General features: G+C 38.7%; 13 protein-coding genes and 1 tRNA gene. 11 read left to right on the top strand and 3 right to left on the bottom strand.

Translation table 11 applies throughout. The annotated features are described in order from the left end of the window. The 11 genes from ptsP to BCG07_RS18495 form a co-directional block, all read left to right on the top strand. Positions 1-1317, top strand: a 1317-nt coding sequence (gene ptsP / locus BCG07_RS18545; RefSeq protein WP_286891473.1) for a phosphoenolpyruvate--protein phosphotransferase, incomplete at its 5' end; no start/stop codon positions are given. A gap of 91 nt (positions 1318-1408) precedes the next feature. Further along, positions 1409-2218, top strand: a complete 810-nt coding sequence (locus BCG07_RS18540) for a sulfite exporter TauE/SafE family protein (protein WP_006792676.1) — start codon at positions 1409-1411, stop codon at positions 2216-2218. A 12-nt stretch (positions 2219-2230) separates the two neighbouring features. Next, on the top strand, positions 2231-3034 hold the full coding sequence (gene lgt, locus BCG07_RS18535) for a prolipoprotein diacylglyceryl transferase (RefSeq protein WP_008132732.1): 804 nt from the start codon (positions 2231-2233) through the stop codon (positions 3032-3034). A 7-nt stretch (positions 3035-3041) separates the two neighbouring features. Next, complete coding sequence (locus BCG07_RS18530) at positions 3042-3893, top strand: thymidylate synthase (RefSeq protein ID WP_006792678.1); 852 nt, start codon at positions 3042-3044, stop codon at positions 3891-3893. A 21-nt stretch (positions 3894-3914) separates the two neighbouring features. Next, complete coding sequence (galU, locus tag BCG07_RS18525; protein WP_006792679.1) at positions 3915-4793, top strand: UTP--glucose-1-phosphate uridylyltransferase GalU; 879 nt, start codon at positions 3915-3917, stop codon at positions 4791-4793. A 339-nt stretch (positions 4794-5132) separates the two neighbouring features. Continuing rightward, the gene (locus tag BCG07_RS18520) at positions 5133-5822 is read left to right on the top strand and encodes an SPOR domain-containing protein (RefSeq protein WP_008132700.1); all 690 of its coding nucleotides are present in this window, start codon (positions 5133-5135) and stop codon (positions 5820-5822) included. A gap of 77 nt (positions 5823-5899) precedes the next feature. Next, the gene (locus BCG07_RS18515) at positions 5900-6499 is read left to right on the top strand and encodes an SPOR domain-containing protein (RefSeq protein ID WP_286891468.1); all 600 of its coding nucleotides are present in this window, start codon (positions 5900-5902) and stop codon (positions 6497-6499) included. Between the two features lie 48 nt (positions 6500-6547). Further along, a complete protein-coding gene (locus tag BCG07_RS18510) occupies positions 6548-7141 on the top strand; it encodes a FlgO family outer membrane protein (protein WP_286891466.1) in 594 nt (197 codons plus the stop codon). A 13-nt stretch (positions 7142-7154) separates the two neighbouring features. Beyond that, positions 7155-7847: a FlgO family outer membrane protein gene (locus tag BCG07_RS18505; RefSeq protein WP_006792683.1), complete on the top strand. Its 693-nt coding sequence runs from the start codon at positions 7155-7157 to the stop codon at positions 7845-7847. 7 nt (positions 7848-7854) lie between these two features. Then, positions 7855-8547 carry a FlgO family outer membrane protein gene (locus tag BCG07_RS18500; RefSeq protein WP_286891464.1) on the top strand — a complete coding sequence of 231 codons (693 nt, stop codon included), beginning with the start codon at positions 7855-7857 and terminating at the stop codon, positions 8545-8547. A 75-nt stretch (positions 8548-8622) separates the two neighbouring features. Then, a tRNA-Arg gene (locus tag BCG07_RS18495) sits at positions 8623-8697 on the top strand. Positions 8698-8896: 199 nt separating this feature from the next. Here BCG07_RS18495 and BCG07_RS18490 read toward each other — a convergent pair. From BCG07_RS18490 to BCG07_RS18480, 3 genes are all read right to left on the bottom strand, one after another. After that, positions 8897-9448 (bottom strand): ADP-ribosyltransferase, encoded by a 552-nt coding sequence (locus tag BCG07_RS18490; protein WP_193156068.1) that lies wholly within the window; start codon positions 9446-9448, stop codon positions 8897-8899. 127 nt (positions 9449-9575) lie between these two features. Beyond that, positions 9576-10382, bottom strand: coding sequence for a hypothetical protein (locus tag BCG07_RS18485; RefSeq protein WP_193156067.1), 807 nt, complete (start codon positions 10380-10382; stop codon positions 9576-9578). Positions 10383-11097: 715 nt separating this feature from the next. Then, entirely contained in the window at positions 11098-12030 is a 933-nt protein-coding gene (locus BCG07_RS18480; protein WP_010555880.1) for a DHH family phosphoesterase, read from the bottom strand. Between the last annotated feature and the right edge of the window lie 214 nt (positions 12031-12244).

The following is a 12244-nucleotide window of genomic DNA, read 5'->3' as shown; positions in this document are numbered from 1 at the left end:
GAACACGCAATAAAAGATTACCCCCCAAATACTATTTTGATTGCTAATACATTAACTCCCGCCATGCTTGCTGAAGTACCAAAAGGGCATTTAGCAGGGGTTGTTAGTGTTAATGGCTCTGCCAATAGTCATGCTTCTATTTTGACTCGCGCAATGGGGATCCCTGCTATTTGGGGGATAGAAGATTTACCATTACTTCAATTTGATGGTAAGCCAATGATTTTAGATGCATTTGCAGGGCGCTTGTATATCTCACCCTCGCAGATGTTATTAGATGAGTACGCAGACTTACAACATCAAGATAACCTGTTAAATAATCGCTTTTTAGCAGAGCAAGAGTATGAGTCTATTACTTTAGATGGCGAACACGTCAGTTTATTGTTAAATGCCGGACTAGAGTTAAAAACAGATCAAAACAACGCACATGTGTGCGACGGCGTTGGTTTATACCGCACTGAAGCGTGGTTTATGCAAAAAGGCCAGTTTCCTTCTCAGCTAGAGCAAGAGAATTGGTATCGAGAAGTGCTTACTAGTTATTACCCAAACCCTGTTGTAATGCGTACGCTCGACATTGGCGGCGATAAAGTGCTCGACTATTTTAATATAACCGAAGAAAACCCATTTTTGGGTTGGCGCGGTATACGTATTAGCCTTGATCACCCCGAGTTATTTTTAGATCAGCTCAAAGCAATGCTTAAGGCAAATATAGGTTTAGGCAATTTAAAAATAATGCTGCCGATGATCAGCGGCACTGAAGAAGTTGATGAAGCATTAGGGTTATTTGAACAAGCTTATTTTGAACTCAACGAACATTTTCCTGAGCAGCAAATAGATCGCCCCGATATTGGTATTATGCTTGAGGTGCCTTCCAGTGTGTTTATGTTGCCTGAATGGTCTAAAAAAGTAGATTTTTGTTCAGTAGGCAGTAACGATTTAACACAATATTTATTGGCAGTAGATAGAGCCAACGCGCGTGTTGCTGAGCTTTTTAATCCTTATCATCCCGGGGTGCTCAGAGTTTTAAGTAAAATAGCCAGTGAGTGTGAAAATTACGAGTTACCCTTTAGTTTATGTGGTGAACTTGGTGGTGACCCAGAAGGGGCCATATTGCTAATAGCTATGGGCTACAGACGATTGAGTATGAACTTATCGTCTTTAAATAAGGTGAAGTGGGTGCTTAGGCGTTTGAGCGTTGCCGACATGGAGCAGTTGTTGAGCGAGTGTTTAGCACAATCAACGGCTAAACAGGTCTTGCGTTTAACGCGCAATTTTATGTTAGAGCATAATTTAGGTGACCTATTTTATACCCCAAAGTAAAAAGTACTGACTTAATTAATTTTAATACGCAGATGCTATTCGTTTTATAATCCTTTAACATATAAGCCTTCAAAAGGCATTTGAGATAACTATGTATGACTTAGGTTTGTTGGTCGCATGTTGCGCACTACTAGGCTGTATTGTTGGTTTTTTAGCAGGATTATTAGGTATTGGCGGCGGATTAATAATTGTGCCTGCACTGAGCACATTGCTGATTTTATTTAATGTTACATCTGCAGAACATGTTGTAGTTATTTCGATTGCGACCTCTTTGGCCTCTATTTTATTTACTTCTACGTCTTCAGCATTGGCTCATCATAAAAATGATAATGTGCCTTGGCATGTTGCACCTTGGGTTATGGCTGGTGTAGCAGTCGGGGCTTTAATTAGTGGCTTTGCCGCAAGCTTAATACCGGAGCAGTTACTTCGTAGTGTATTTGCAGTAAGTGTTGTATTTATTGCAGCTAGAATGGCGCTATCATCACGTAATAAACCCTCATCCACTAAGCCGCTCCCACCGGGTCCTATTTTAGGGTGTATTTCCGCTATTATGGGTGGTTTATCGGGCTTGATTGGTATTGGTGGTGGAGCGTTAATTGTGCCTATGCTCAATTACTTTTCTATTGATATAAGAAAAGCCATTGGCTGCGCTGCCGTTTCGGGCATTGTAATTGCCTTATTTGGCTCTATTGGCTACATTAGCGCGGGTTGGAAGGTGACCGACTTAGCACATGGTTTTGCAGGGTTTGTATATTTACCTGCGTTATTTGGTATTGTTATTACGTCGTGGTTTGTGGCGCCTTACGGGGCTAAAGCAACTCATTATTTACCTGTTAATACAATAAAGAAAGTTTTTGCGGTACTGCTTGTTGTTATCGCAATTAAAATGGTTTTTAGCTAAAGGTTTATTTTTATGGCACTTGAGTTTCCTCAAATCGATCCAATTATTTTTTCGATTGGACCACTGAGCGTACGTTGGTACGGATTGATGTATTTAATTGGTTTTGCATTTGCGATGTGGTTTGCAAATCGTCAAGCGGCAAAGCCTAATTCTGGCTGGACCAAAGAGCAGGTAAGTGATCTATTATTTTATGGCATGTTAGGGGTCATACTTGGTGGTCGTATTGGCTATGTATTGTTTTACCAATTTAGCTATTTTTTAGAAAACCCACTTTACTTATTCCGCATTGATCAGGGCGGTATGTCGTTCCATGGAGGTACGCTGGGCGTAATTACAGCCGTTGCTATTTTTTCTTGGACACGCAAAAAATCACTGCTACAAGTTGGCGATTTTGTAGCGCCACTGGTGCCAGTGGGGTTATTAGCAGGGCGTATAGGTAATTTTATAAATGGTGAGTTATGGGGGCGTGTATCAGACGTACCTTGGGCTATGGTATTTCCAACCGGCGGGCCGCTTGCTCGCCACCCTTCGCAGTTATACGAAGCCTTTTTTGAAGGGCTCGTTTTATTCTTAATTATGCTATGGTTTATTAAAAAGCCACGCCCTGCGGGCAGTGTTGGCGGTGTATTTTTATTAGGTTACGGTGTGTTTAGGTTTGGTATTGAATACTTCCGCCAACCAGACGCACAACTAGGCTTATTTGCCGACTTTATCTCTATGGGACAAATACTGTCACTGCCTATGATTATAGGTGGTTTAGGTTTATTAATTTGGGCTTATAAAAACCCGCAGCAAGTAACAGCAGCAAAGGCATAATAAAAGCATGAAACAATATTTAAAATTATGTCAGCGTATCGTTGACGAAGGTCAATGGGTAGAAAACAAACGCACAGGCACACGTTGCTTAACCGTTATAAACGCCGATTTAGAATATGATGTAGCAAACAATCAGTTCCCGATGATCACAACGCGTAAAAGTTACTATAAAGCGGCCATTGCAGAGTTACTTGGCTATTTACGAGGCTACGATAGCGCAGAACAATTTCGTGAAATTGGCTGTAAAACATGGGATGCTAATGCCAACGATAACCAAGCTTGGCTTAATAACCCAAATCGTAAAGGTGAAGACGATATGGGGCGCGTTTACGGCGTCCAAGGCCGCGGCTGGCAACGCCCTGATGGCTCAACACTCGATCAGTTAGCTAAAGTAATTAACAATTTAAAAAATGGTATTGATGATCGTGGTGAAATAATCACGTTTTATAACCCAGGTGAATTTGAACTAGGTTGTTTAAGACCTTGCATGCACACGCATACGTTTTCACTATTAGGTGACACGCTTTACCTAACATCTTATCAGCGCAGCTGCGATGTGCCGTTGGGGCTAAATTTTAATCAAATTCAATGTTTTGTATTGCTTGCATTGGTCGCTCAGATTACCGGCCACAAACCGGGTAAGGCGTATCATAAAATAGCTAACGCTCATATTTACGAAAATCAGCTCGAATTAATGCGCGACGTCCAGCTCAAGCGCGAACCATTTGAATCGCCTACACTTACAATTAATCCAAATATAAAGTCACTTGAAGACATAGAAACGTGGGTTACCCGGGACGATTTTGAAGTAACTGGCTATCAATGCCATGACGCAATTCAATATCCATTTTCAGTATAATAACCGATTAAGGAAAACAACATGAAAGCAGTGATCCCAGTAGCGGGACTTGGTACGCGCATGCTACCAGCCACAAAAGCAATCCCTAAAGAGATGCTTCCTGTCGTAGACCGACCTTTAATACAATACGTAGTAAACGAAGCGGTTGCCGCAGGCATAAAAGAAATAGTACTTGTCACGCACTCAAGTAAAAACTCTATCGAAAACCACTTTGATACCAGCTTTGAGTTAGAAGCAACGCTTGAAAAGCGTGTTAAGCGGCAATTGCTTGCCGAAGTGCAAGCTATATGCCCTAAAGACGTAACAATAATTCACGTTCGCCAAGGCGAAGCAAAAGGGCTAGGCCATGCTATTAATTGCGCCGCGCCAATTATTGGTAACGAACCGTTTGTCGTTATTTTACCCGATGTGATTATAGACGACGTTGAAAGCGATCTTAAAAAAGACAACCTTGCAGAGATGATCGCTCACTTTGAACAAACTAAGCACAGCCAAATTATGGTAGAGCCTGTACCAATGCAGGAAGTAGATAAGTTTGGTGTGGTGGACTTAGGTGGCACCGAAATAGCACAGGGTGAAAGCTCACCAATTGTTAGCATGGTAGAAAAACCACCGGTTGACGAGGCACCTTCAAACCTAGCAGTAGTTGGGCGTTACGTGTTAAGTGAAAATATTTGGCCGCTACTTGCAAAAACGCCGCAAGGTGCTGGCGATGAAATTCAGCTGACCGATGCTATTGCCATGCTTATGCAAAGCGAAAAAGTAGATGCTTACGCAATGAAAGGCCGAAGCCACGATTGTGGTAGTAAAATTGGTTATTTAAAAGCAACCATTGAGTTTGCACTTCGTCGTGACGAATTTGCCGATGAGTTAAAAACGTTTATTAAAACACTTGTATAACCGTTTACATTTAATCAGCAAAAAGCGCCTAATTAGGCGCTTTTTTTATTGGTTTTTGCATAACTTGTTTTTTTAATGTAAAAATTAGAATAGTTTTGATTACTTTACAGACATAATGTAATTTATGTTGTAATGTTTAGTTTAAGTGGCATTAAAATTGTATTGAAAAGTGTTCTCATGGAGGAGTCAAAAATACATAAGCTTATTGAATTAAATACGCTTATTTATGTAAAGGGCTAGGGTGTGGCTCGAAAATTTAAAGTAAGGTTAAACGCTTTGTAAAGAGGATGTTTAACTGAAATGTAAGTGTGATTACACTGCTTTCAGGACAGCGAATAAATGTTAACTAATAACAAAAAAATAACAGGATTACTTTTAAGCCTGCTGATACTGCTATTTGGTACAGCATGCTCTATTACGCCTGAAGCTAAATTAGTGCAAGCACCTGAAACACAAACTAATTCGCCTGAGTATGTACCTATTACTGCATTAGAGCTGGCTCAGTTAAAAGATGCAGCATTGCAATGGCAGCAAGCCAGGGCGGGTATAGAGCGTATTTTAAAGCTAGAAAAAGAAATTACCTACCTTGTTAATCACATAGATATTATTAATAGTAAAGCAATAGCCCAATCTAATCAGCCTACAAATAGCTCTTACAGCACGCGCACAATTCACAATCAGCAAGCTGCTCGTTCGCGTAGCCAAAGCGTTAATCAATACAGAAATAAAAAGCAGACAGTTAAACTTAATACACCTAGACATATTTTTGCTCTACAAGTGGCATCGGTTGACTCAGAAAAAGACATCGCAAAAGCGTGGAAAGAGCTAAACACCAAAGCTGCTCCCTTATTCAGAAAAAAAATACTGACCAATGTTGAAACCGCAAAAATTAACAAAAAAACGTTTTACAGGCTTAAGTTAGGTTCGTATCAAAATCTAAAAAATGCCAAAGCAGACTGCGAAGTATTTAAAGTGTATAAGCTTGACTGCATAGTGAGTAACTACACAGATAAACCCGTAAAGCTGTAGTTAAAATAGAAACTTGCTAAAAATTTTTTTATCCATAAAATACCTGACCATAATTAAAAGGGTGGTAGGTAAAAAGTATGGTTATTAAAAAGGAATTTATAAACACTTTATTTTGTATTGGGGTTTTGCTCGTTATAACAGGGTGTACTTCATCTAAAAAAGCGCCACCGAGTTCAACAACACCAAACACTGTCCTTATTTCAAGCGAGGATTTAAAAGCGCTCAAACAGTCTGCAAATGAGTGGAAAACAGTTGAGCCTAAAGTTAACGACCTGCTTGAGCTTGAAGGGCAGCTATCAAAGCTGACTACTCGTTTAAAAGCCATTGACGAAACCAATACGGCTGGAACAAAAAACGCTCAAACAACCACTTCAACAGAAAGTATTTTAAAAAGCGACCAGGCATTTTTCGCTATTCAAGTAGCTGCATTTAACAGTAAAACTAAACTAAACACGGCACTGGCTAATTTAAAACGTAAAATACCGACGTTTTTTAGTAATAACATAGCTGTTAATGTTGAAACTAAAGTAATAAAAACCAATACGTTTTATCGTTTAAAATTAGGCGCATACAAAACAAATAAACAAGCAACAACCGCTTGCGAAGCATTAAAACAGCAAAAAATTAATTGTTTTGTTACCTATTATACGCAGGAAAAACCACAACCAACCCTCTAGGCATAATAATTGCTTAGTCTCTTGTATGATCACAAGAGGATGGCAACTATGCGCCTTTTACTACCCTTATTATTAATTAACTTGGCCGCGTGCAGTTTAATTCCTGAACCCGAGCCAAGTATAAGCACATATGCCCCAAAAGCAGCGATGGCACCTTATACAGTAAGTGACTATGTACACAACTTAACTGTGCAATTAAGTCATTTAAAAGGTCCATTAAGCAACAATACTCGCATAGGTGTGAGTAGTTTTTACTTTGCAGATGCGCTCGACACTAAGCTAATGACGCAGCAAGCGTCGGGCCTAAGCCAACAAATACAAGAAAGCATATTAACCAAAATGACGCAAATGGGTTATCACACGGTCGAATATCGCTTAGCAAATAACCTAAACTTATCTCATAATGCCGACAGCGCGCTGACCCGTAATTTAGAACAGTTACGAGAGCGCCAAAATATTGACCTTATAATCACCGGCACCGTGACACGTCAACAGCATGCATACATTGTAAATGCGCGCATGGTAAACATTAGCAATAAGCAAGTTTTATCTGCTGGCAGTACCGAGATCCCAATCAATGTAATGTGGGGAAATGAAAAAATTCAGCAGCGCGATGGCTCACTCTATCGCAGTGAATATTAACGAGGAGTACACAATGAGAAACTTATTAATCACGCTATGTTTGCCACTAGGTTTTGGTTGTTCACAAATTATGAACACCCCTAGTGCCGACCCAGCTGTTGAGCAAAGTAACCAAGGAGCGCAACTGGCAACAAGCCAACGCAAAGTGAGTGCTCCAGTTAATCACGATAACATGTTTCAGTCGGGGTTAGCTCAGCAAACTAACTACACAAAATCGACGCCGCCAATGCATAAAAATATAAACCACTATGTGCGCGGAATAATGCAAGACATGGTCGAAAACTTACAATACGTAAATGATAAAACACCACTAGCGGTATCAAGTTTTGTATTTTTAGACGACGATTACAGTAATGGTAGCTTATTAGGAAATCAAATTGCTGAAAGCTTTATGCATGAGCTTCACAATTTTGGTGTACCGGTCATTGATTTTAAAACCACCGATTATGTGCGTGTAACACAAACCGGCGACTTTGTTTTTAGCCGAGACTATCTTGAATTAGACCCAGAGCAAAACTTTCAATACGTACTGGCAGGCACGCTAGTAAGTCACCAAGGCGGAGTTTTAGTCAATGCACGAATTGTTGGCTTAACAAGTAAAGCGGTTGTTGGTTCGGCGCAAGGGTTTTTACCGCAATCAGTTATTGATGCGTTAAATGGTAATTACCGTACCGATGGTATTATGCTAAAACAAGCGAGTGAGTGAGGTGAGTATGCGCTTTACACTAAACACCAATTTACGGACATTATCACTAGCTGGGTTAGTCGTTGCTCTATCTGGTTGCTCGCTAATGCATCACCATGAGCATGATTCAAATTCGCACACAACAACGCAAGCAAGTACCAGCTATGTATTAAATGGCAGTTACGATACTCAAACACACAACCAAACTGTGCAACCAAACAATGATTACGATGCGTCAAAACCCTTTAAGCCAGTAAAGCATCATAAAACCCTCGTTAATTACGTAGAGCAAGTGGCTTTAGACTTAGTTGACACGCTAGAGTACGACACAGAATCCGATACACAGGTTAATATTGCTGTTAGTACATTGGTAAATTTTGACTCGTCACTCAATAAAAGTAACCAGTTAGGTAACCAAATATCCGAAACATTAATCCATCAATTACAAAAGTTTGGTTACAGTGTGGTTGATTTTAAAACCACCAGCACAATAGACGTAAACAGACGCGGTGATTTTGTGTTTTCACGAAATATCAAAAAGCTGAGTGAAGATCATATGGCAAGTCATATACTCGCGGGCACCTTAATTTACAGGCAAAACGGTATTGTTATTAATACACGCATTATAAATGTCAACACCAAGCAAATAGTGGCCAGCAGCCGAGAGTTTATACCGCAATACGTACTAAGCAAAGAAGATATATATTTATCAAGTAATTAACTCAAATTCCACTTGATTTAAAACTTGATATAAAAAACCAGATGCCGTTATAATTTAACCCTAGCACATCGCTGTGGCCTCTTAGTTAAATGGATATAACGGCCCCCTCCTAAGGGGCAGTTGCAAGTTCGATTCTTGCAGGGGCTACCAATTAAATCAATGGGTTACGCTTTTCTGCTTCTTCTCTTTAATTTTTGTGTAGCACATATGTAGCAGAGTAAATTGAAGTTTAAGAATTTAGCGCTGTCCTTTTTTATTAAAGTACCCAAATTACATTCAGGCTGTTTTGTGCCATGAGCAGACATTGAAGATTCTTAATGTATGAAGCCAAAATTTGACCCCATTAGTTTTATGTAACTTGCCTAATAATATAGTCAATTTCATCACATCGAGTCAAAGTGTTGATAAAGCTTGAACCTCTTGGCAATATAACCTCTTGAATATCTATAGAATAATCATCAGAGTATAAAGCTATATCACGGCCATTCAAATGTTCAATTTTAAACAAAATGCACTCAGGATCTGCCATTGTAATCTCATTAGGAAATTTCAATGTACTTAAATAAGCTTTTTCAAATACTTCTTCATAACTATCTAATTTTTCCTTTTCTTCAAGTAGAGGTAAAGTCCATCTAAAAACATATTTCCCTCGGTAAATTGGGAGATTTTTAATTGCTGAATCTATTAATTTAATTATAAAATTATTCGTATCACCATCCCGTAGAGCCTTATTTATCTCCTTGTATAATGGTGGGTGACAAAGTGTATATGCGTAGAGTGCAATGGCCTCATCTTTTATTAATTTAACTTCTTGATTTACCTTACTATGGTTTAATTGCACCATATTCCAGAACTGATCATAAGTGGCTACTTTGAGTAGCCTTTTTAAACTAGACTGCATTACTTGTTAAATATTCTCTAAAAGCATCTATTGAGCTTGGACGATGTTAATTACCTAACATTGGGTTTATGTTTAATTGAAAACTAGAAACAATGACAGATATGTTTATTTAGTAAAGACAATATATTTAGAACAAACCTGCTATTTTTCCAACAAGGCCTGAAATTATAGCTATGATAACAACAACAGACCATAACCAATGATCTCTCACGTACTCAATGAGCGCTTTAGGGTGAATACCATACTGATCTTGCCAAGAAGCATTGGTGATTAAAGAACCATCAATAGTTCTTTCAAATATATTCGACATACAATCAATTTTCCGTAACGTCGAACGATGTAATTGAACATATTCCCCAGCCTCAAAAGCATCCGCCTCTTCCTTTCCGGTCAAAGCATCTTTATCAGTTATTTTGTTTAATTCGACAATAGCTAGAAATCGACCTGCTTTACTGTGACCCACGTACTGGCGACCAAATAGTGATATAAGTGCTCGAGCCAAGTCAGTTTTTTTGTCGTCTTGTATTTTGTACGGGTCGCCACCTAGAGCTTGAAATCTATGTTCAATTGCTGAAAAACCATATGCGCCATCACGCATATTCCAATGAACAAAGTGAAAAGTCTGCCTGTATTTTATGAATTCAAAAAACTCTTCAAGCATTTTTTTTTCAAGTTCATCGTATCGAGCAGGTATATCATTTATTGAGATATCACTTCGTTCTGCAATTTTATGAACAGAGAAACTTTCTGTTTGAGCTGTTTTTAAATTTCTAACAGCAATAGATGTAACTCTTGGAGTTCTTCCATCTTTAATGTCATAAAACGACTCACAAGAATAGTGTATCAGTAGAACCTGATCCGATTTTTCGTACAAGGAAATCATTTCTTGCCGTGTTTCTTTCCTTTTTTTTATTCTTAGCAGCTCAGAGGCCATCTAAATTCCCTTATATTTTTAACTACTTATTCTATGTCATTTTAGCAGTACACGAGACTGTAGAACGACGGTGTCGCATACTTAAATAATTCACCAACAATTACCAATGTAAACAATATATTAAAATATATCAAAGAATACGGTATGCTATTCGTTAGCAAAACGACGATTAATAATATTATCGAACAGAATTAGGCTTCTACTCATCAAAAGAGCTCAAAGCTAAATATGAAAGCGAGAGTGATTGTTATTTTATTCAGTACAGTTATTTACAGAACTCCAAGTAAGACCCTTTTTGCCATTCTGGCAATGATAAGCTAAAGGTAATTTTTTTGCTTAATCTGGTGTTTGATAAGTGCTAAAGCTCAATAGTTAGCTTTAGCTAACTCGTTTCAGCTTTAGGTTATGCTTTTTCTACCTTCCATGAGTAGTGCCTTGTGATTATGGCTTTACCAGCGAACCACAAGCCTTTTACTTTCAGTATGAGTTCACCGTCATAAGAAAGAGCCGAGGGTCAAATCTTGACTTCAGACATCAGAACTTTTGACTGACAATTTCTCTCAAACCTGCCTTTAAAAACCTAAGATATCAACAACTATTGAGTTGAAGCGTTAGCAAAACAGTTTTTTATAGCTAAAAATTTATAACTACACATAAAAAAGCGAGTAAATGAAAATTTACTCGCTTTTTTATTTTGATATTTAATCGTTAGTAATTAACCATCATTAGTGATTTTATCTATCAGCTCAGTGAGTACTGTGTCGGCTTGGCTGGTCTCTACTTGGCAGGTGCCTGCATTTAAGTGGCCGCCGCCGCCGTATTTAAGGCATAACTCACCTACGTTTGTGTTTGAGCTACGGTTAGTAATTGACTTACCAATTGCATACACTACATTTTGCTTTTTAAGCCCCCACATTTTATGAATTGAAATATTGCAGTCGGGGTACATGGCGTAAATTACAAAACGGTTAGTGGCGTAAATGGTTTCTTCTTGAGTTAGATCTAGTACCACTAGGTTTTTATGCACTGTTGCACACTGTGTTATTTGTGCTTTTGCTTTTTCGTTGTGCTCATTATAAAGCGCAACTCGCTCTGCAACATCTTCCATTTGCAAAATGTCGTCGATGCTTTGATCTTTACATGCATCAATGAGCTTCATCATTAACTGGTAGTTTGAAATTTTGAATTCGCGAAAGCGGCCTAGGCCTGTGCGGGCATCCATTATAAAGTTCATTAACACCCAGTCGGTTGGATTGAGTATTTCATCTTTAGAAAACTGAGCTGCGTCGCCTTTATCTACAGCGTCCATCATATCTACTGAAATATTAGGAAATTTTTCGGCGCCGCCGTAGTAGTCGTAAACGACTCGCGCAGCTGAAGGCGCTTTAGGGTCAATTATGTGATTTTTAATGTCGCTTGCGTTTCGAACGGTTTCACTTAAGTGGTGGTCAAATGCTATGTGACAACCCGCTACGTAGGGAAGGTTAGTGGTAATATCGTTAGCGGTGATGTCTATTTTTCCATCTTGCATGTCTTTTGGGTGTACAAACAAAATGTCATCAATTAGATCTAAATCTTTTAGTAGTACAGCACATACAAGGCCATCAAAATCGCTACGAGTGACTAGTCTAAATTTATTATTGGGCATAGCTATTCCATCTTTTTAATTAAGTTACGTATTAAGTGTAACAGCTAAACTATTTTTTGAGATACCAGTGCTTAAAAATTATATAAATAAAAAAGCCAAAACAGACGTTTTGGCTTTTTGATAGCAAGTGTTTATTTTTTGTAAGTTATGCGCCTGGGCCACATTCCATACAGTGGTTAATGATATCTGGGCCAAACTTAAGCTTGGCGTTTAA

Origin of the sequence: Pseudoalteromonas sp. ESRF-bin5, assembly GCF_002632075.1 — a bacterium.
In the GTDB taxonomy this organism is placed as follows: domain Bacteria; phylum Pseudomonadota; class Gammaproteobacteria; order Enterobacterales; family Alteromonadaceae; genus Pseudoalteromonas; species Pseudoalteromonas marina.
Note: the sequence above shows the minus strand (reverse complement) of the source record. Positions and strands in the feature narration are given on the sequence as shown.

Excerpts from the sequence above, each read along its gene's own strand:
- BCG07_RS18540 (WP_006792676.1), top strand. The coding sequence starts at position 1,409 with ATGTATGACTTAGGTTTGTTGGTCGCATGTTGCGCACTACTAGGCTGT.
- lgt (WP_008132732.1), top strand. The coding sequence starts at position 2,231 with ATGGCACTTGAGTTTCCTCAAATCGATCCAATTATTTTTTCGATTGGA.
- BCG07_RS18530 (WP_006792678.1), top strand. The coding sequence starts at position 3,042 with ATGAAACAATATTTAAAATTATGTCAGCGTATCGTTGACGAAGGTCAA.
- galU (WP_006792679.1), top strand. The coding sequence starts at position 3,915 with ATGAAAGCAGTGATCCCAGTAGCGGGACTTGGTACGCGCATGCTACCA.
- BCG07_RS18520 (WP_008132700.1), top strand. The coding sequence starts at position 5,133 with ATGTTAACTAATAACAAAAAAATAACAGGATTACTTTTAAGCCTGCTG.
- BCG07_RS18515 (WP_286891468.1), top strand. The coding sequence starts at position 5,900 with ATGGTTATTAAAAAGGAATTTATAAACACTTTATTTTGTATTGGGGTT.
- BCG07_RS18510 (WP_286891466.1), top strand. The coding sequence starts at position 6,548 with ATGCGCCTTTTACTACCCTTATTATTAATTAACTTGGCCGCGTGCAGT.
- BCG07_RS18505 (WP_006792683.1), top strand. The coding sequence starts at position 7,155 with ATGAGAAACTTATTAATCACGCTATGTTTGCCACTAGGTTTTGGTTGT.
- BCG07_RS18500 (WP_286891464.1), top strand. The coding sequence starts at position 7,855 with ATGCGCTTTACACTAAACACCAATTTACGGACATTATCACTAGCTGGG.
- BCG07_RS18490 (WP_193156068.1), bottom strand. The coding sequence starts at position 9,448 with ATGCAGTCTAGTTTAAAAAGGCTACTCAAAGTAGCCACTTATGATCAG.
- BCG07_RS18485 (WP_193156067.1), bottom strand. The coding sequence starts at position 10,382 with ATGGCCTCTGAGCTGCTAAGAATAAAAAAAAGGAAAGAAACACGGCAA.
- BCG07_RS18480 (WP_010555880.1), bottom strand. The coding sequence starts at position 12,030 with ATGCCCAATAATAAATTTAGACTAGTCACTCGTAGCGATTTTGATGGC.